This is a genomic window from Kitasatospora phosalacinea, assembly GCF_000716545.1.
GTDB lineage: Bacteria > Actinomycetota > Actinomycetes > Streptomycetales > Streptomycetaceae > Kitasatospora > Kitasatospora phosalacinea.
Genome location: NZ_JNWZ01000041.1, coordinates 1 through 19,052 on the forward strand (window position 1 = coordinate 1; position 19,052 = coordinate 19,052).

General features: G+C 74.1%; 15 protein-coding genes. 11 read left to right on the plus strand and 4 right to left on the minus strand.

Features of this window, described 5'->3' with window-relative positions:
• A partial coding sequence (locus OO48_RS20900) for a non-reducing end alpha-L-arabinofuranosidase family hydrolase (RefSeq protein ID WP_033218542.1) occupies positions 1 to 1,044 on the minus strand: 1,044 nt, incomplete at its 3' end.
• Between the two features lie 204 nt (positions 1,045 to 1,248).
• Positions 1,249 to 2,730 carry a glycoside hydrolase family 10 protein gene (locus OO48_RS20905; protein ID WP_033218546.1) on the minus strand — a complete coding sequence of 494 codons (1,482 nt, stop codon included), beginning with the start codon at positions 2,728 to 2,730 and terminating at the stop codon, positions 1,249 to 1,251.
• Positions 2,731 to 3,600: 870 nt separating this feature from the next.
• On the opposite strand from OO48_RS20905, the gene OO48_RS20910 reads away from it, so the two are divergent.
• Positions 3,601 to 4,947, plus strand: a complete 1,347-nt coding sequence (locus OO48_RS20910; RefSeq protein ID WP_033218547.1) for an extracellular catalytic domain type 1 short-chain-length polyhydroxyalkanoate depolymerase — start codon at positions 3,601 to 3,603, stop codon at positions 4,945 to 4,947.
• A gap of 65 nt (positions 4,948 to 5,012) precedes the next feature.
• Here the strand turns inward: OO48_RS20910 and OO48_RS20915 are convergent, their stop codons facing one another.
• Positions 5,013 to 7,508, minus strand: a complete 2,496-nt coding sequence (locus tag OO48_RS20915) for a glycoside hydrolase family 9 protein (RefSeq protein WP_033218548.1) — start codon at positions 7,506 to 7,508, stop codon at positions 5,013 to 5,015.
• A gap of 283 nt (positions 7,509 to 7,791) precedes the next feature.
• Here OO48_RS20915 and OO48_RS20920 point away from each other — a divergent pair, with 283 nt between their 5' ends.
• The 4 genes from OO48_RS20920 (at position 7,792) to OO48_RS20935 (ending at position 10,860) form a co-directional block, all read left to right on the plus strand.
• Positions 7,792 to 8,541, plus strand: a complete 750-nt coding sequence (locus tag OO48_RS20920) for an IclR family transcriptional regulator (RefSeq protein WP_033218550.1) — start codon at positions 7,792 to 7,794, stop codon at positions 8,539 to 8,541.
• Positions 8,542 to 8,702: 161 nt separating this feature from the next.
• The gene (locus OO48_RS20925) at positions 8,703 to 9,731 is read left to right on the plus strand and encodes an aromatic ring-hydroxylating oxygenase subunit alpha (RefSeq protein ID WP_033218552.1); all 1,029 of its coding nucleotides are present in this window, start codon (positions 8,703 to 8,705) and stop codon (positions 9,729 to 9,731) included.
• Entirely contained in the window at positions 9,728 to 9,907 is a 180-nt protein-coding gene (locus tag OO48_RS20930) for a hypothetical protein (RefSeq protein ID WP_033218554.1), read from the plus strand. The genes OO48_RS20925 and OO48_RS20930 overlap by 4 nt, the downstream gene beginning before the upstream one ends.
• The gene (locus tag OO48_RS20935; protein ID WP_033218556.1) at positions 9,904 to 10,860 is read left to right on the plus strand and encodes a PDR/VanB family oxidoreductase; all 957 of its coding nucleotides are present in this window, start codon (positions 9,904 to 9,906) and stop codon (positions 10,858 to 10,860) included. The genes OO48_RS20930 and OO48_RS20935 overlap by 4 nt, the downstream gene beginning before the upstream one ends.
• 4 nt (positions 10,861 to 10,864) lie before the next feature.
• Here the strand turns inward: OO48_RS20935 and OO48_RS20940 are convergent, their stop codons facing one another.
• Positions 10,865 to 11,677, minus strand: a complete 813-nt coding sequence (locus tag OO48_RS20940; protein ID WP_033218557.1) for a PaaX family transcriptional regulator — start codon at positions 11,675 to 11,677, stop codon at positions 10,865 to 10,867.
• Positions 11,678 to 11,802: 125 nt separating this feature from the next.
• Between OO48_RS20940 and OO48_RS20945 the strand changes: the two genes are divergently transcribed.
• From OO48_RS20945 to OO48_RS38960, 6 genes are all read left to right on the plus strand, one after another.
• Positions 11,803 to 12,705 (plus strand): SDR family NAD(P)-dependent oxidoreductase, encoded by a 903-nt coding sequence (locus OO48_RS20945; protein WP_033218558.1) that lies wholly within the window; start codon positions 11,803 to 11,805, stop codon positions 12,703 to 12,705.
• A 13-nt stretch (positions 12,706 to 12,718) separates the two neighbouring features.
• Entirely contained in the window at positions 12,719 to 13,612 is an 894-nt protein-coding gene (locus OO48_RS20950; protein ID WP_033218560.1) for an amidohydrolase family protein, read from the plus strand.
• Between the two features lie 21 nt (positions 13,613 to 13,633).
• Positions 13,634 to 15,133, plus strand: a complete 1,500-nt coding sequence (locus OO48_RS20955) for an acyl-CoA synthetase (RefSeq protein ID WP_033218565.1) — start codon at positions 13,634 to 13,636, stop codon at positions 15,131 to 15,133.
• A 44-nt stretch (positions 15,134 to 15,177) separates the two neighbouring features.
• A complete protein-coding gene (locus tag OO48_RS20960) occupies positions 15,178 to 15,633 on the plus strand; it encodes a MaoC family dehydratase (RefSeq protein WP_033218567.1) in 456 nt (151 codons plus the stop codon).
• Positions 15,634 to 16,004: 371 nt separating this feature from the next.
• The gene (locus OO48_RS20965) at positions 16,005 to 17,576 is read left to right on the plus strand and encodes an MFS transporter (protein WP_033218570.1); all 1,572 of its coding nucleotides are present in this window, start codon (positions 16,005 to 16,007) and stop codon (positions 17,574 to 17,576) included.
• A 40-nt stretch (positions 17,577 to 17,616) separates the two neighbouring features.
• On the plus strand, positions 17,617 to 18,984 hold the full coding sequence (locus tag OO48_RS38960; RefSeq protein ID WP_033218571.1) for a hypothetical protein: 1,368 nt from the start codon (positions 17,617 to 17,619) through the stop codon (positions 18,982 to 18,984).
• Positions 18,985 to 19,052: the final 68 nt, after the last annotated feature.

The following is a 19,052-nucleotide window of genomic DNA, read 5'->3' on the forward strand; positions in this document are numbered from 1 at the left end:
GAAGTTGCCGGGGAAGTTGCCGATCGGCATGCTCGCCCGGTAGATGCTGCCGTTGTCACCGGCGAAGAACAGGTACATGTTCTGGTCGTCGGCGATCAGGGTCTGGTCGATCGGGCCGGTGCCGGAGTTCGGGATGCTGCCGGTGAACAGCGGCTGCGGCGCGGACCAGCCGTTGGGGTTGGTCGGGTCGCTGGAGGTGCGGTAGATGAACGGCCAGGCGCCCCACTGGTAGGCGAGGATCCAGATGTTCTTGGGCGCGAAGTAGAACAGCGTCGGCGCCACCGCGGACTGGCTCATCCCGGTCTGGGCGGCGGAGGCCATGTCGGACCAGTTGGTGAACGGGGCGAACGCCATCGAGCCGTACGAGGAGCCGTTCACGTCCGAGGCGTACACCAGGTGCTTGCCGTTGTAGACGACGTTGGTGAAGTCCTTCACCGCGGCCCAGCCGTTGGCGGGCTGCGCCAGGGCGCCGGTGGAGCTCCACCGGTAGGTCGACGGCAGCGGGCAGGTGGTGCCGGACGGCGGGGGCGTGGTCGGGGTGCTCGCGCTCAGGCCGGTCCACTGCTGGTTGCTGCGGCCGTTGCAGGTCCACAGCTCCACGGCGGTGCCGTTGGCGGTGGCGCCGCCCGTGACGTCCAGGCAGAGCCCGGACTCGACGCCGGTGACCGTGCCGTCCGCGTTGACCTGCCACTGCTGGTTCGCGCCGCCGCTGCACGCCCAGATCTGCACCCGGGTGCCGGCGGTGGTGGCGTGGTTGGGGACGTCCAGGCACTTGTTGCCGAAGACGGTCAGCTGGTTGGTGGACGTCAGCGTCCACTGCTGGTTGGTGCCGTTCCAACAGTCGTAGACCTGCAGCAGCGCGCCGTCGGTCTGGCTGCCGCCCGCGACGTCGAGGCAGCGGCCGGACGAGACGCTCTTCAGGGCGCCGGTGGTGGCCGCCTGGGCGGGGCCCGCGACCAGCATCGCGGCCAGTGCGGCCACGGCCGCGACCACGGCGGTGAGCAGGGCGGGCAGCCGCGTGCGGCGGGAACTTCGTCTGCGCATGGGGGTTCTCTTACTCCTGGGGGAACGGGTGGGACTGCCGCCCGACGGCGATGTTAGCGCTAACAATCAGCGTCGTCGGGCGGCAGCGTCGGAGGGGGGTGGGGCGGTGGCCCCGGTGGGGTGGTGGCCCCGGAGCCCGTCCGCGGCGGAGCGGACTCCGGGGCGGATCGGGACCGGGGCCGCTCAGGACCCGGGCGGCTCAGCTCACTTGAAGTTCCAGTGCTGGTTGGCACCGCCGTTGGAGTCCCAGATCTGGACCGGGGAGCCGTTGGCGGTCTGGCCGCCGGGGATCTCCAGCGCCTTGCCGCTGGCGACGTTGGTCAGCGTGTAGGAGCCGTCGCCGTTGCGGGCCGCCCGCCAGTGCTGGTTGGCGCCGTTGTTGGCGTCCCAGACCTGCAACCGCGTCCCGTTGGCGGTCTGGCTGCCCGGCTCGTCCAGCACCTTGCCGCTGGCGATGTTGGTCAGCGTGTAGCTGCCGTCGCCGTTCTGGGTGGCCCGCCACTGCTGGTTGGCGGCGGTGCCGTTGGCGTCCCAGACCTGGAGCTGGGTGCCGTTGCCGTTCTGCCCGGCGGGCTCGTCCAGGACGCGCCCGGCCGCCACGTCGGTGAGCGTGTACACGGTGCCGGAGACGATGCCGTCGCTCGGGGTCCCGCTGCCGCCGCCGGCGTTGTTCAGCGTGTTGAGCACCGAGGTGTAGGCGGCCTTCTTGTTGCCGTTGTTGTCGAACAGCAGCGGGTTCTCGCCGGTGCGCCAGGAGTCGTTGTCGCGGATGCCCCAGACCGTGATCCCGGTGCAGCGGGCGACGTCCAGGCAGGCCTGGACGGCGCCGGCGTACGCGCTGGCCGACGCCTGGGCGATGTCCAGCTCGGTGAGCTGGACGTCGACGCCGAGCGCGGCGAAGTTGGACAGCGTGGTGCGGAAGCTGGCGGGCGCGCCGCCGCTGCCGAAGTGGCTCTGGAAGCCGACGCAGTCGATGGGCACGCCGCGGGACTTGAAGTCCTTGACCATGTTGTAGACGCCCTGGGTCTTGGCGTCCGACCAGTTCTCGATGTTGTAGTCGTTGTAGCAGAGCTTGGCCGCGGGGTCGACGTTCCGCGCGGTGCGGAACGCCTCCTCGATGAAGCCGTTGCCCAGCACGTTCTGGAACACCGAACTGCGGTGCTGGCCGCTGCCGTTGTCGGCGAACGCCTCGTTGACCACGTCCCAGGCGTAGATCTTGCCCTTGTAGTGGGACATCTCCTGGGTGATGTGGTTGTTCATCACGCTGCGCAGGGTGTTGGCGTCGTTGATCGAGCCGACCCAGCCGGGCAGCTGGTTGTGCCAGACCAGGGTGTGGCCGCGCATCCGCTGGCCGTGCGCGGTGGCGTGGTTGACGATCGCGTCGCCGGGTCCGAAGTTGAACGACCCCCGGGAGGGCTCGATGGTGTCCCACTTCATCTCGTTCTCCGGGGTGATCATGTTGAATTCCCGGTCGAGAATGCTGCTGTACGTCGAGTCGCCGAGCTTGCCCGCGGGGACCGCGGTGCCGAAGTAGTGGCCGCTGCCGGCCGCTGCTGCGCCGAGCGTGGTCTGCCCGGCGGCGGAGGCCGCGGGGATCGCGGCGACGCTGCCGACCGCGCCCGCGATCAGGCAGGCGGTCGCGGCCAGGGCCGTGCGGAGACGGACGGACTCGTGGAACCGTGGCATGACGGAATCTTCTCCTCGTGGGTGGGGGGAGGTGTTCGCGCACCGGTCGGGACCGGCGGCTCGCCCGGGCCGCCGACCTTTCCGTTAGCGCTAACAATTCACGGGGGGAGCAGGTGTCCTTCCTGGCGGTCCGGGAGAACCTCCAACGGGGATACGCGGTGGTCGACCTCCGGCGCGACCGGCTCCTGGTCTGCGGGGGGTGGCGGAGCCGGTGCGTGCCGCGACGGCCGCCGGTGCCGCCGACGGAACCGTCCCGGCGCCGGGGTCGCGTCGCCCGAGGGGGGACGGCGCCTTCGGGCCTGTCCGGCCGAGGCTCCGATCCCGGGCCGCTCGGACGGGTCGATGGCGACAGTGTTGGTCCGCGCCGGACGGGCTGTCAACGGTTTCGACATGAACGGTGAAACGATCGGAAACAATCGACCTCCCCCGATCCGGGCAAGTCGGCCGGTCAGGCGCCGGTCGGCAGCCCTCCGGCTGACGCGAGGTCAATAGGCTTGCCGCACCCCGGTGGACTTCGTCGCGGTCTCCCGCCATGCTGGTCGGCAATCCATGACCGGTGAAGCGAAAGGTTTCGGAACGGCGGCCCGGGCCACCCGGTGACCGACCCGCCCACCCCACCGGTTCCCCGCCGCACCCGTCCCCGGTGCCGGGCGCCGGACCGGATCGTGCAACTTTCACCGCGCGCGGCGGGAACACCGGCCGGCCGGAGGCGAACCCGCAGGTCGCGGAGGTGCCACCGGACCCGCCGTCACGAGGCCGCGGCAGGCCGTTGACGGCCGCGGCGGACCGCCCCGAGCATCGGAGGCGTCCTCTCGGCGGTGGCGACCGGAGCCTCCTTCACCCGCATGGCAACCCCGACGGAGAGGTCCCATGTTCCGATCACGCTCGCTCACGTCCCGCCTCCTCGGCATCGCCGCCGCGGTCGGCCTCGCGGTCGGCCTGAGCCTGCAGGCGGCCCCGCAGGCCGCCGCCGCCTCGCTGACCCAGGTCACCAACTTCGGCACCAACCCGACCGGCCTGGCCATGCACCTGTACGTGCCGGCCGCCGTCAAGCCCAACCCGCCCGTCCTGCTCGCCCTGCACGGCTGCCAGGGCACCGGCCCCTACCTGTACTCGAGCACCGACTTCGCCCAACTGGCCGACCAGTACGGCTTCCTGGTCATCTACCCCTCGACCAGCCCGAGCGGCAGCTGCTGGGACGTCTCCTCCGACCAGGCGCTCACCCGGGGCGGCGGCAGCGACCCGGTCGGGCTGATGTCGATGATCACCTACACCGAGCAGCACTACGGCGGCAACCCCAACGCCGTGTACGTCACCGGGGAGTCCTCCGGCGGCATGATGACCAACGTGATGCTCGCCGACTACCCCGACGTGTTCAAGGCGGGCGCGGCGTTCATGGGCGTGCCCCAGCACTGCTTCTACACCGCCTCGGTGCGCGGCTGGAACGCGCCCTGCGCGCAGGGCCAGGTCTCGATGACCCCGCAGCAGTGGGGCAACCTGGCGCGGGGCGCCTACCCCGGCTACACCGGCCCGCGCCCGCGCGTGCAGCTGTGGCACGGCACCGCCGACACCATCCTCAACTACAACAACCTCCGCGAGGAGATCAAGCAGTGGACCGACGTCCTCGGCGTGAGCCAGACGCCGTCGGCCACCGACACCCCCGCCTCCGGCTGGACCAGGACCCGCTACAACAACGGCGCCGGCACCACCCAGGTCGAGGCGTACAGCATCGCCGGCGCCGGGCACCAACTGCCGGTCCAGGGCGCCGGGATGGCCGCCAACGCGATCCACTTCATGGGCCTGGACGCGGCGGCCCCCGCCGGCGGCGGCACCGGCCAGCTGCGCGCGCTCGGCGCGGGCAAGTGCCTGACCGACCCGAGCACGGCGGCCGGCTCCCAGCAGCAGATCGCCGGATGCAACGGCGCCGCCAACCAGACCTGGACCCGCACCGCGTCGAACCAGCTGACCGTGACCGTCGGCGGCGCCACCCTCTGCCTGGACGCCGAGGCCAAGGGCACCGCCAACGGCACCAGGGCGATCGTCTGGACCTGCAACGGCCAGCCCAACCAGCAGTGGCAGGTCAACCAGAACGGCACCGTCACCGGCGTGCAGTCGGGCCTCTGCCTGGACGTGGCCGGGCTGGGCACCGCCGACGGCACGCCCGTCCAGCTGTGGAGCTGCAGCGGCGGCAGCAACCAGCAGTGGAAGCTGGGCTGACGCCGTGACGGCCCGGCCGCCGGTCCCCGGGGAGCCTCCCCGGGGACCGGCGGCCGGGCCCCGGTTCAGGCGCAGTCGGCGCCGTTCACGGTGAACCGGGCCGGCGTCGCGTTGCCGCCGGAGTACGTCGCCTGGAAGCCGAAGCTCGCGCTCGCACCGGGCGCCAGGGTGCCGTTCCACCCGGCGTCCCGCGCGGTCACGGTGCCGCCGGACTGGGACACCGCGGCGTTCCAGGCGTTGGTGATCCGCTGGTCACCGCCGAAGCTCCACCCCAGCGTCCAGCCGGAGACGGTCGAGGCGCCGGTGTTCTTCACCGTCACCGTCGCGGTGAACCCGTTGCCCCAGGAGCTGTCGACCCTGTACGCCACCGCGCAGGACGCCACCGGCGGCGCGCTGTCGTCGTCCGCCTCGGTCGCCGTGAAGGTCGCCGACTGGACGCCGGAGCCGCCGACCGTGAAGAGGGCGCTGCCCGCCGCCGTGTCCGCGTCCTGCGCCGCCGACAGCGGAACCTGCTGCGCGGTCGCCCAGTTGGCGGGGGTGAAGACCAGCGAGGAGACGGTCGCCGACAGGTCGGTGTCGCCCGAGGTGCGGACGACCGTCACCGTCACGTTCTGGGCGGGCGCGGCCGAGAGCTTCACCGCGACCGCCGCGGAGCCGCCCTCGGGGACGGTCACCGCCGCCGGGGTCACCTGCACGGCGGGCGTCGCCGGGGCCGCGCGCCGTTCGGCGGCGAACGCGGTCAGCCAGGCCAGCGAGGCGTTCCAGTTGATCGCCACCTCGTTGGTCGAGTACGAGCCGATGTCGTCGACGTAGCAGGCCGCCGGCGCGCAGCCGGCCAGCTGGGCCTCGGCGATCGGGTCCTGCAGGCCGGAGTTCGGGCCGCCCGCGAAGGAGCCGGCCGGCGGGTGCGGCAGCGAGGCGTCGTTCTGGTGCGCCCAGAAGCGGTGGTGCTCGTTCTCCGAGGCGCGCTCGCCGTAGCCGCTCACGTAGGAGCGGTCCAGGGCGTTGCGGCCCAGCAGGTAGTCCATCGTCTCCAGCGCGCCGGCGCGGTAGCGGGCGGTGCCGGTCAGTTCGTAGGCGACGGCCAGCACCATCGCGTTGTTGGCGACCGAGCTGTTGGAGCCCCACACGTAGCCGTCGGGGGCGAGCGGCACCGCGTAGCCCTGGCCGCCCATGGTGGACAGGTAGCCGTCGGCGGCGGTGGTCAGCAGGCCGCGCAGCCGGGTCACGTCGTCGGCGGGCAGCGCCACGCCGGGCACGGTGGCCAGGGTGATCCGGCCGAGCGTCGCGGTGCCGCCCCACCAGAAGGCGTCCACCGGCTTGGTGTGCAGCGGCGAGGAGGTCACCGCGTCCCGGTACTGCGACTCGCCGGTGGTGGCGAGGAGTTCGGCCGCCGCCCAGTAGAACTCGTCGGAGACGTCGGCGTCCTCGTAGGCGCCGCCGCCGGTGCTGTCGGTGGCCGGGGCGAGCACGTTCGGGTTGGCCTTGGCGGCCGTCCAGGCGCGGCGGGCCGCGTCCAGGCAGCGGGCGGCGAAGGCGCTGTCGTAGGGCGCGTAGACCCGGGCGCACTGGGCGGCGGTGGCGGCCAGGTTGAGCGTGGCGGCGGTCGACGGCTTGTGCAACTCGCGCTGCTGGTCGTCGAGTTCGGGACGGGTCGGCAGACCGGTCCACTGCGCGTCGTGGATCTTGTGGAAGGCCATGCCGGCCATCGGCTTGCCGTCCGGAACTTGCATCCGCAGCAGGAAGTCCAGCTCCCAGCGGGCCTCGTCCAGCACGTCCGGCACGCCGTTGCCGCGCTCGGGCACCCGCAGCGTGGAGTCGCCGAGGGCCGCGTCGCCGCCCGAACGGCGGGCCCGCTCGAAGGAGTTGACCAGCTCCCAGGTCGCGATGCCGCCGTTGACCACGTACTTGCCCTGGTCGCCGGCGTCGTACCAGCCGCCGCGGACGTCCAGCCGGTAGTCGCACACCCCGGCCTGGCACGGCACGCTGGTGTCGCCCTTGTTCGGCGCCACCCCCAGGTGCCCGGCGGGGCGGGCGTACGCGCTGCCGCCCGCGAGGCTCGCGTCGATCGCGATGCCGCTGCGCTGCTGGTAGAAGAAATTCAGGCTGTCGGCGCGCAGCCCGTCGTACAGCGACGCCGAGATGTCGAACGGGTGGCTGGCCTGGCCGCCGACGGCCAGGGTGAAGCCGGTGCCGGTGCCGGTGTACGCGCCGAAGTCCACCAGGTGGGTGGACTGGCCGGACGCCTGGTCGGCGCCGTGCACGGTGGTGGTGCCGGCCGCGACCTGCGCGCCGGAGGAGTCGCGCAGCTGCCAGGCGAGCGGGGCGGTCGCCGAGCTGACCACGGTGGCCCGCTTGGGGCCGTCCGGGAGGTAGCCGAGCTGGTTGACCCGGACGGGGAAGTCGGTGGCCGCGCCGGCGCCGGCCGCGCTGACGGTGGCGGCGCCGGCGGTGGCCGGGACGAGCGCGGTGGCGGTGACGCCGCCGGCGGCCAGCGTCAGGCCGGTGAGCAGGGCGGCCGCGCGCCGGGGCAGCCCGCGGCCTGAGGTGATCGGAGGCACGGGTGGGAGCCTTCCTGTGTGGGGGAGGGGGTGCGGGGTGGGAGCCCGAAGTGATGTGGGAGCGCTCCCATCCGCCCCAATGAAGCCAGCCGGGCGGTGGTCACGTCAAGAGGCGGTAAACAGCCAGGAATTGACGACCGTTCAGTAGCGGGCGGGCCCGCCGCCCCGGCGATCCGCGCCGGGCCGGGGGGATCCGCGCCGGTCGCGCCCGCCGGGACCACCGGCCCGGCGGCCCCGGAGCCACCCCTGTTCGAACGCCGTCCGATGCCCTACGGTCGCGCCCATGACCCTCCAGACACCGGCCACCAACGCCGCCGGGCGGCTGCTGTCCGTGCTGGCCGCCTTCGACCGGGCGGCCCCCGCCCTGACCCTCACCGAGATCAGCCGGCGCGCCGGCCTCTCCCTGCCCACCGCGCACCGGCTGCTGTCCGAGCTCACCGGCTGGGGCGCGCTGGAACGGGACGCCGACGGCGTCTACCACGTCGGACTGCGCCTGTTCGAACTCGGCACGCTCGCCCCGCGCGGACCGGTGCTGCGCGAGGCCGCCCTGCCGTTCCTGGAGGACCTGTACGAGGCGACCCGCGAGAACGTGCAACTGGCGGTCCGCGAGGACGGCGACGCGGTCTACGTGGAACGCCTGGCCGGCCGCTCCTCGGTCGGCGTGCGCACCCGGCTCGGCGCGCACTGGCCGCTGCACGCCACCGGCGTCGGCCTGGCCCTGCTCGCGCACGCCCCGGCCGGCTTCCAGGAGACCTACCTGGCGGCCGAACTCGCCGCCTTCACCCCCTGGACGGTGACCGACCCGGACCGGCTGCGCCGGATGCTGGCCCAGGTGCGCACCACCGGCCTGGCGGTGAGCGACCGCCAGGTCACCGAGGACGCGCTGTCGGTGGCGGCCCCGGTCCGCGGTCCGGACGGCGCGGTGGTCGCGGCGGTCTCCGTCGTGGTGCGCGCCCCGGGCAGCGCCGCCGCGCTCGGACCGGCCGTGCGGCTCGCGGCGCGCGGCATCTCCCGGGCGCTGGGGCCCGTCTGACGATTCCCGCCGCGCGCCGTGCGACGCGAATCGTCAGACGCGCCCCAGTGGCGGCCCGGGCGGAGCCTTTCGCCTGACGGAAGTCCCGTTGTCGGCCCGCGGGCGCGCTGGGAGCCTCGTCGCATCCCGCTGAACCCCACCCACCCCAGGGACGGCTCCCCATGACCCTGTTCGCCCGCAACCAGTGGTACGTCGCCGCGTACGCGACCGAAGTCGGCGAGGAACTGCTCGGCCGCACGATCCTCGGCGAGCCCGTGGTGCTCTACCGCTCCCGGCGGGACGGCCGGGCGATCGCCCTGGCGGACCGCTGCGTGCACCGCCGCTTCCCGCTCTCCGAGAGCCGCCGGGAGGGCGACGACATCACGTGCGGCTACCACGGCTTCACCTACGACCGCACCGGCGCGTGCGTGTCCGTCCCCGGGCAGACCCGGGTGCCGCGCACCGCGAGGGTGGCCGCCTACCCCGTGGTCGAGCGGGACTCGCTGGTGTGGATCTGGGTCGGCGACCCGGCCGCCGCCGACGAGGGCCGCGTCCCGCGCGCCCCGCACCTGGTCGACCCGGCGATGACGACGGTGCGCGGCATGGAGCCGATCGACGCCGACTACGGCCTGCTGGTGGACAACCTGCTCGACCTCTCGCACGAGACGTACCTGCACGGCGGGTACATCGGCACCCCCGAGGTGGCCGCCACCCCGATCACCACCGAGGTGGACGAGGAGGGCGGCGTCGTCCGGGTCTCGCGGCACATGCTCGACGCCGAGTGCCCGCCGTTCTACGCCCGCTCCACCGGCATCGAGGGCCGGATCAGCCGGCTCCAGGACATCGAGTACTTCGCGCCCTGCCTGTACCTGCTGCACAGCCGGATCACGCCGGTCGGGCAGCCCGCGCCGGTCTTCCGCACCGAGATCACCTACGCGATCACCCCGTCGGCGCCCGGCAGGGTCTACGACTTCTGGGCGGTCTCGCGGGACTTCGCGCTCGACGACGAGGAGGTCACCGCGTTCCTGCGGGACTTCAACCACACCGTGGTCATGCAGGACGTGGACGCCCTCAACCTGCTGCAGCGCGCCCTGGACGGCGAGCCCGGCCCCTACCAGGAGCTCAGCATCAACATCGACACCGGCGCGCTGGCCGCCCGCCGGATCCTCGCCGCCCTGGCCGCCGCGGGCACCGACCGGGCGGGCGCGTGAGCGGCGACCCGGAGCGCCCGGTGTACCGCGTCGACTGGCTGCCGGGCGGCGACGTGCTGGAGGCCCGCTGCTTCTGCGGCGCCCGCCGCGGCCTGCCGGACCCGGTCACCGCGTGGACCTGGCTGCTCGACCACCCCCGCCACGCCGCCCCGCCGCCGGAAGGAGGGCCGCGGTGACCGCGCCCGAACAGACCCTGGACCTGGTCGTCACCGGCCGCCGGGACGAGGCCGAGGGCGTCGTCTCGCTCACCCTGGCCCGCCCCGACCGCGCCCCGCTGCCCGCCTGGACGCCCGGCGCCCACCTCGACCTGCTGCTCGGCGACGGGCTGGAACGCCAGTACTCGCTGTGCGGCGACCCGGCCGAGCGCACCGCCTGGACCGTCGCCGTGCTGCGCGAACCCGGCGGGCGCGGCGGCTCCGCCCTCGTCCACGACACGCTCCGCGAGGGCGCGGGCGTCCGGGTGCGGGGCCCGCGCAACCACTTCGCGCTGCGGCCCGCCCCGCGGTACCTGTTCGTCGCGGGCGGCATCGGGATCACCCCGCTGGTGCCGATGCTCGCCGCTGCCGAGGAGGCCGGCGCCGACTGGACGCTGCTCTACGCCGGCCGCTCCCGCGCCTCGATGGCCTTCGCCGGGCAGCTCGCCGACCGCTACGGGCCGCGCGTCCTGCTCCGGCCCCGGGACGAGACGGGCCGGCCCGACCTGGCCGCCCACCTCGACGCCCTGGACCCGCGGGCCGAGGTCTACTGCTGCGGCCCCCGCCCGCTGCTGGAGGCCGTCGAGCGGCACTGCGAGCGGACCGGGCGGGCGCCCGCCCGGGTCGAGCGGTTCCAGCCGCGCGAGCCGGCCGGGGCCGGTCCGGACCGCGCCTTCACCCTGGTGCTGGCCCGTTCGGGGCTGACGCTGACCGTGCCGGCGGACGCCTCGGTGCTCGACACCGTCCGCCGGGCCGGGGTCGACGTCCTCTACTCCTGCGGGCAGGGCACCTGCGGGACGTGCGAGACCGACGTCCTGGAGGGGCGCCCGGAGCACCGGGACTCGCTGCTCACCGAGGCGGAGCGGGCGGAGTCCGCCAGCATGATGGTCTGCGTCTCGCGCTGCCTGGAGGAGCGGCTCGTGCTCGACCTGTGAGCGCTCACCCGGTGGCGAGCGTGTCCATCAGCCGGGCGGCCTCCTGGCCCGCGGCGGCGGCGACCCGCCGGGCGATGGTGCGGAACAGCTCCTCGGCCCGGATCGCCGGCCAGTCGGCCGGGAGGTGCTCGGCGGGCAGGTGGGGATCCCGTCGGACGAGCTCCAACCAGTCGGTGTGAAGCAGGAGTTGGCGGCTCATGGGGTCGTCGGGCCCGGTCGCGGGGCCGCTCCAGCGCTCCAGGAACGCGCGGTAGCCGGCGGCGATGGCCTCGGTGTCGAAGGCGGACTCCACCACCTGCGCGACCTCGGTCGGCGCCAGCACCGTGCCCCGGAAGACCCGCAGGTGGGCGTCGAGGTCGAGGTCGCCGAGCAGCGCGGCGACGTCCACCTCGCCCGGCGCCACCCACAGGCCGTTCTGCAGCGGTCCGAAGCCGCCCCAGGTCAGCCGGGAGCGCAGGTCGTGGCGCTGGCGGCGCCAGGCCTCCGGCAGCGAGAACCCGACCAGGGTCCACTGCCCCCGCCAGTGCCGGTTGACCGCCCCGGTGCTCCAGACCCGGTCGTGCCCGTCCTGCAGGACGGAGACGGCCCGCGGCGTGAGGCCGAAGTACATCTTGCGCCCCTGCCGGTGCCGGGCGAGCAGCCCCCGGTTGACCATCCGGGTCAGCGTGGAGCGCACCGCCTCCTCGGTGACGCCGACCCGCTCGAAGATCTCGATGACGCAGCCGGAGGACAGGGCGACGTCCCGCCCCAGGACGTGGACGCCGAAGAAGGTGAGCATCAGGGACTGGGGGCGCGGGGCGGGGTCGAGATCGATCACGGGCCCAGCCTAGGACCCGGGCCCGGGCCGGAGGAGCGGGGACCGCAATGTTTGGCAGTATCTTGACGGCAGACATCAAGCTGCCTAAGTTGGGGCCCGTTCCGCCCCTCGAAGGAGAAGCCCTCATGGATCTGAACGGCAAGGTCGCCGTGGTCACCGGCAGCGGTCGCGGCCTCGGACTCGCCTACGCCAAGGCGCTGGCCGCCGCCGGCGCGGCGGTCGTGGTCAACGACGTGGACGCGGAGGCCGCCGCCGCGGCCGTGAAGGAGATCGAGGCGGCCGGCGGCCGGGCGGTCGCCCAGGTCGGCGCGGTCGGCTCCGCGGAGACCGCCGACGCCCTGACGGCCCGCGCCGTGGAGGCGTACGGGCGGCTGGACGTGATGGTCACCAACGCCGGCGTGCTGCGCGACCGGGTGCTGTGGAAGATGACCGACGAGGACTTCGACACCGTCGTCCAGGTCCACCTGCGCGGCACCTTCACCTGCGTGCGCGCCGCCGTGGCGCGGATGCGCGAGCAGGGCGAGGGCGGGCGCGTCATCGTGGCCGGCTCCCCGGCGGGCCAGCGCGGCAACTTCGGCCAGACCAACTACGCCGCCGCCAAGGCCGGCATCGCCGCCATGGTCCGCACCTGGGCGATGGAGCTGGCCAGGGCGGGCATCACCGCCAACGCGGTGATCCCGGTCGCCGCCACCGCGATGACCAAGACCATCCCCGCCTTCGCCCCGCACGTCGAGGCGCTGGAGCAGCACGGCACGCCGCTGCCGGACAGCCTGCGCAAGGGCGAGGGCTTCGGCACCCCCGAGGACGTCGCCTCCCTGGTCGTCTACCTCGCCTCGGACGCCTCCGGGGCCGTCACCGGCCAGTGCATCGGCATCGGCGGCGACAAGCTCGCCCTCTGGTCGCACCCGCAGGAGGTCTCGGTGGCCTACGCGGACGGCGGCTGGAGCGCCGACGCGATCGCCGCGGCCTGGCCCGTCTCGGTCGGGCGGACGCCCGAGACCTACGGCATCCCCGCCCCGCGGATCTGAGCGGCGGCCCCCGATGACCCCCCGGCAGCCGCGCCTGCGGCTCGACGAACTCGTCGCCATCGACGTCCACACCCACGCCGAGGTCTCCGCGAACGGGCACGGCTCGCTCTCCGCCGAACTCGACGCCGCGGCCGGCGCCTACTTCCACGCCGACCACCGCCGGCCGACCCTGCCGGAGATCGCCGCCCACTACCGCGAGCGGAAGATGGCCTGCGTGGTCTTCACGGTGGACGCCGAGGCCGCCACCGGCACCCCGGCCGTCCCCAACGAGGAGGTCGCCGAGGCCGCCCGCGACAACCCCGACGTGATCATCCCGTTCGCCAGCATCGACCCGCACAAGGGCCGGGCCGGGGCGCGCCAGGTCCGCCGCCTGGTCGAGGAGTTCGGCGTCCGCGGCTTCAAGTTCCACCCCAACGTGCAGGCCTTCTTCCCGAACGACCGGCTCGCCTACCCGCTGTACGAGGCGATCGAGGAGGCCGGCGCCATCGCGGTCTTCCACACCGGCCAGACCGGCATCGGCGCCGGCGCGCCCGGCGGCGGCGGCATCCGGCTCAAGTACTCCGACCCGATGCTGGTGGACGACGTCGCCGCCGACTTCCCCGGCATGCCGATCGTGCTGGCCCACCCGTCCTTCCCCTGGCAGGACGAGGCGCTGGCGGTGGCGACCCACAAGCCGCAGGTCCACATCGACCTCTCCGGCTGGTCGCCCAAGTACTTCCCGCCGCAGCTCGTCCAGTACGCCAACAGCCTGCTCCAGGACAAGGTGCTGTTCGGCTCCGACTACCCGCTCATCAGCCCCGACCGCTGGCTCGCCGACTTCGCGAAGCTGCCGATCAAGGACGAGGTGCGGCCGAAGATCCTCAAGCAGAACGCCGCCCGCCTGCTCGGCCTCGACAAGCAGCAGTGACGCAGACGGAGGAGTCCCGCGTTGCACAACGACGGCATCGGTTCCTGGCCCGCCCGCCGGGCCCGTAAGACACCGCACCGCACCGCCCTGGTCCACGAGGGCCGGTCCACCAGCTACGCCGAACTGCACCGCCGGTCGAGCAGCCTGGCCCGGCTGCTGCACCTGCGGGGGGTGCGGCGCGGCGACCGGATCGCCTTCCTCGGCCCCAACCACCCCGCCTTCCTCGAAACCCTCTTCGCCGCGGGCCTGCTGGGCGCCGTCTTCGTCCCCCTCAACACCCGGCTGGCCCCGCCGGAGCTGCGCTACCAGCTCCGCGACTGCGGCAGCACCCTGCTGCTGGCGGTGCGCCAGGACGCCGCCCTGCTCGACGACCTGTCCCGGGACGCCGAGGTGTGGGAAGTCGAGGGGGAGGAGTTCGAGGCGCTGCTCGCCGGAGCCCCCGGCGAGGTGCCGGACCTGCCGGTGACCCACGACGACCTGTGCATGATCATGTACACCTCGGGGACCACCGGCCGGCCCAAGGGCACCCTGCTGACCCACGGCAACGTCGTGTGGAACAGCCTCAACGTGGTGGTCGACGTGGACCTCGCCGGCGACGAGGTCACCCTGGTCAGCGCCCCCCTGTTCCACACCGCCGCGCTCAACATGACCTGCCTGCCGACCCTCCTCAAGGGCGGCACCGCCGTCCTGGAGTCCGGCTTCGACGCCGAGCGGACCCTCGCGCTGATCGAACGGCTCGGGATCACCTGCCTGTTCGGCGTCCCGGCGATGTACGACGCGATGGCCCAGGCGCCCGGCTGGGCCGGGGCCGACCTGAGCAGCCTGCGCAACCTGATGTGCGGCGGCGCGCCGGTGCCCGCCCGCACCATGCGCAGCTACCTCGACCTCGGGCTGGCGTTCGTCCAGGGCTACGGCATGACCGAGACGGCCCCCGGCGTGCTGCTGCTCGACCGGGCGGACGCCCTGGAACACGCCGGCACCGCCGGCGTGCCGCACTTCTTCACCGACGTCCGGCTGCTCGACCCGGCCGGCGAGGAGGTCGGCACCGGCGAACCCGGCGAGGTGGTGGTCAGCGGCCCCAACGTCACCCCCGGCTACTGGGGGCTGCCGCGGGAGACCGCCGACGCCTACCACGACGGCCGGTGGTTCCGATCCGGCGACATCGCCGTCCAGGACCGGGACGGCTACGTCCGGCTGGTCGACCGCCTCAAGGACATGATCATCTCGGGCGGCGAGAACATCTACCCCGCCGAGGTGGAGGACGCCCTGCTCGAACACCCCGCCATCGCCGAGTGCGCCGTCTTCGGCGTCCCCGACGAGAGGTGGGGCGAGGTGGGCCGGGCCGTCGTGGTGCTCCAGCCCGGCGCCACCGCGAGCGCCGAGGAGATCCTCGCCCACCTCGACGGCCGGCTGGCCCGCTACAAGATCCCCAAGTCCGTGCGCTTCACCGAAGCACTGCCCCGCAGCGGCGCGGGCAAGCTCCTCAAGGGGCCGATCCGCACCGCCCACGGGCACGCCTGACCCCGCTCCCCGCGCGCCCGGCGCGCCCCAGGAAGGACCCCCACGTGCCCCGCACCGTCCACGGCCTCACCGACCTGCTCGCCCTCGGCGCCACCGACCTCGGCCACAGCCAGTGGCTGGAGATCGCCCAGGACCGGGTGAACACCTTCGCCGACGCCACCGGCGACCACCAGTGGATCCACACCGACCCCGAACGCGCCGCCCGGGGGCCGTTCGGCGCCCCGATCGCCCACGGCTACCTGACGCTCTCGCTGCTCATCCCGCTGTGGAGCGAACTGCTCCAGGTCGAGGACGTCGCGATGGCCGTCAACTACGGGCTCAACAAGGTCCGTTTCCCCTCGCCGGTCAAGGTCGGCGCCAAGATCCGCGCCCACGGCGCGATCGCCTCGGTCGCGGAGGTGAAGGGCGGCGCCGAGGTGACCGTGGACCTGACCATCGAGATCGACGGCGAGGCCAAGCCGGCGGTCGTGGCCCAGGCCGTCTACCGCTTCTACGCCTGAGCCCGGCGCGAGCCGCCCGAACGGCGCGAGCGGCCGCCCCGACCGGGGCGGCCGCTCGCGCCGTTCGGCGTCTGGGCTGGCGGTGCTGGCGGTGCTGGCGGTGCTGGCGGTGCGGGCGGAGCGCGGAGCGGGCGGCGGGCGGGTGGCGAGCGGCGGCCAATCTTGTGCAGATTATTGACGGCCGACAAAGAGTAGCCCTACATTCGCCGCACGGCCGGTACCCCGCCCCTTCGGCGCCCACTCGAACCGGCCCCCCCGTCCGGTGCCCCGCCGTTCCCCTCCGTGCGAACGCCGCCCCTCCGGCCCCCGGCCACCGCCTTCGCCCGGGCCCCACCGCATCCCCGCTCGCGCCCTCCCCAGGAGAAGCACCCATGTCCACCTCCACCCGCCCGACCGCGCGCACCGAGCAGGGCAGACCCGCCCTCCGGCGCGGCACCCTCGTCGCCGGACTGCTGGCCGTCTGCACGGCCCAGATCGGCCTGGCCATCCCGGCCACCCTCAACGGCCTCTTCCAGAGCCAACTGCACCCCGTCGGCTCGCAGTTGACGTGGATCTCGGACGCCTTCCTGCTGCCGGTCGCGGTGCTGGAACTGACCTTCGGCCTGCTCGGCGACCTGCTGGGCCGCAAGCGGCTGCTGGTCGGCGGGGCCGCGCTGCTGGCCGCCGGCGAGATCGTCAGCACCACGGCCTCCGGCATCCACCAGCTCTGGGTCGGCCAGGCCCTGGCCGGCCTCGGGGCCGCCGCGCTCTTCCCGACCTCGCTGGCGATCCTCGCCGCCGGCGCCGCCTCCACCGCTGAGCGGGCCCGGGTCGTCGCGCTGTGGGCCGCCCTGCTCTCCACCGGCGGCTTCGTCGCCCCGCTGATCGGCGGCATCACCGCCACCTACGGCTCCTGGCGGTGGGCCTTCGTGGTCGTCACCCTGGTCGGCGCGGCCAGCGCCGCGATCAGCGCGGCCTTCGCCACCGAATCGCGCGCCCCCGAGGGCCGCTCGCTCGACCCGGCCGGCCAGATCACCATCGGCGTCGGCCTGTTCGCCCTGCTCTACGCGATCATCCAGGGCCCCGAGGACGGCTGGACCTCCACCCCCGTGCTCGCCGCCTTCGTCCTCGCCCTGCTCGGCCTGGCCGGCTTCGTGGTCGCCGAACTCCGGGCCGCCTCACCGCTGCTGCGCCTGGACCTGTTCCGCAACCGCTCCTTCGCGGTCGCCTCCGTCATCGCCGTGGTCGGCATGTTCAGCTTCCTCGGCACCGCCTACTCGGTCAGCATCCGGCTCGGCCCCGTCCAGGAACTGCCCCCCATGCGGACCGCGATGGCCTTCCTGCTGCTCAACGGCATCGCCCTGGCCATGCTGCCGGTCACCCACCGGCTGCTGAACGCGGTCGCGCCGCGCCTGCTGCTCGGCTCCGGCCTGCTGCTGATCGCGGCCGGCAACTACTGGGCGGCGGCCCTGCCGGTCCACGACCACTCCTTCGCCCCGCTGATCGCGCCGCTCGCCCTGGTCGGCCTGGGCTTCGCCGTGACCGTCTCCTCCGTCACCGCCACCGCCGTCACCACCGTGCCCCCGCACCTGGCCGGCATGGCCAGCGCCACCACCAACCTGCTGCGCGACTTCGGCTTCACCCTGGGACCCGCCGTGATCGGCGCGATCGCCCTCAGCCGGGCCGGCGACCACTTCACCACCGCCCTCGGCGCCTCCGACCTGCCCGCCCCGCTCAAGGGCGCGGGCACCGCGATCCTGGAGGAGGGCGGCCCGCTGGCCGTCAACGGCGCGTCGAACGCGCCGAAGCTCTCCGCCCTGCACCCGCTCGCCGAGAACGCGCTCGGCGCCGGCTACTCGGTCGGCTTCGTGGTCTGCGGCTGCGCCGCGCTCTTCTCCGCCGTGCTCGCACTGCTGGCCCTGCGCGGCCGGGCGGCGGCCACGGAGCCGGCGCCCGCCCACTAGGCCCTGCGCCCCCACCCACCCCACCGTGATGGAGCCCTCCATGACCCGATCGCCCCGCCGGGCCCTGGCCGCGCTGTGCGCCGCCACCGCGCTCGCCCTCACCGCACCGCTCGCCGCCACCGCCCCGGCCGCCGCCGCCCCGGCCACCACCACGGCCACCCACTACAGCGGCACTCTGCCGGACGGCGCGACCTGGATCGCCGACAAGCCCGCCCGGTGGAACGGCGTCCTGCTGCTGTTCAGCCACGGCTTCGGCCCGCTCACCGCCGCCGACGCCCCGTCCGACGCCGCCAAGGCCGAACTCCTCGCCGAGGGCTACGCCCTGGCCGGCTCCTCCTACGACCCCAACGGGTCGGCCTGGGCCCTCAAGTCCGCCGAGCAGGACCAGTACGCCACCATCACCGCGTTCGGCAGCACCGCCGGCCGGCCCGCCCACGTCGTCACCGTCGGCGCCTCGATGGGCGGCCTGGTCAACGCCCGGATCGCCCGCGACGGCGCCGGGCGCGTCGACGGCGCGCTGAACCTGTGCGGACTCGTCGCCGGCGGCGTCGACCTGGAGGACTACCAGCTCGACGCCGAGTACACCCTGGCCTGGTTCTTCGACCGCGCCGACCTGCCGCTGCTGGTCGACCTGCCCAGCCAGGCCGCCGCCGCCGCGCTGGCCGACCGGCTCACCGCCGCCGTCAACGCCGCCCAGCAGACCCCGGCGGGCCGCGCCCGGATCGCCCTCGCCGCCGCCTACCTCAACCAGTCGGCCTGGGCGCCGAACCAGGCCCCGCCCGCCCCCGCCGACTACGCCGGCCAGCAGGCCCAGCAGTACCAGTGGCTGCAGCAGGGCGTGCTGAACTTCATCGTCCCCGGCCGCTACGCCGTCGAGCAGTCCGCCGGCGGCAACCCGTCCTCCACCCGGGGCGTCGACTACGCCGCGGTGCTGAACAAGTCCTGGCACGCCGACGAGGTCCGGGCCCTGTACGCCGCGGCGGGGCTCGACCTGAACGCCGACACCGCCGCCCTCACGGCCGGCGCCACCATCACCGGCTCCGCCACCGCCCGGGCGAACCTGACCGCCAGCTCCACCGTCAGCTCGCTCGGCGTCCCGATGCTGTCCCTCCACACCACCTCCGACCAGCTCGTCCCGGTCGAGCAGGAGAACGCCTACGCCGCGCGGATCCAGGCCGCAGGCAGGGGGGACCTGCTCCGGCAGGCGTACGTCGCCCGGCAGGGGCACTGCAACTTCACCACCGCCGAGATCGTGGCGGGCCTGCACGCCCTGGAACAGCGGCTCGTCACCGGATCCTGGGGCACCGCCACCACCCCCGGCGCCCTGCAGAGCCGAGCCGTCGCGCTCCACCTGGACGGCGCCGCCTTCACCGGCTGGACGCCCTCCCCGCTGACCGGAGTCCGCTGAGCCCCGGGCCCCGGGCGGCCGGACCACCGTCCGGCCGCCCGGGGCCGTTCCGCCCCGAGGGGCGGTTC

Coding starts and splice junctions, on each gene's coding strand:
- OO48_RS20905 (WP_033218546.1), bottom strand. CDS start 2,730: ATGCCACGGTTCCACGAGTCCGTCCGTCTCCGCACGGCCCTGGCCGCG.
- OO48_RS20910 (WP_033218547.1), top strand. CDS start 3,601: ATGTTCCGATCACGCTCGCTCACGTCCCGCCTCCTCGGCATCGCCGCC.
- OO48_RS20920 (WP_033218550.1), top strand. CDS start 7,792: ATGACCCTCCAGACACCGGCCACCAACGCCGCCGGGCGGCTGCTGTCC.
- OO48_RS20925 (WP_033218552.1), top strand. CDS start 8,703: ATGACCCTGTTCGCCCGCAACCAGTGGTACGTCGCCGCGTACGCGACC.
- OO48_RS20945 (WP_033218558.1), top strand. CDS start 11,803: ATGGATCTGAACGGCAAGGTCGCCGTGGTCACCGGCAGCGGTCGCGGC.
- OO48_RS20950 (WP_033218560.1), top strand. CDS start 12,719: ATGACCCCCCGGCAGCCGCGCCTGCGGCTCGACGAACTCGTCGCCATC.
- OO48_RS20965 (WP_033218570.1), top strand. CDS start 16,005: ATGTCCACCTCCACCCGCCCGACCGCGCGCACCGAGCAGGGCAGACCC.
- OO48_RS38960 (WP_033218571.1), top strand. CDS start 17,617: ATGACCCGATCGCCCCGCCGGGCCCTGGCCGCGCTGTGCGCCGCCACC.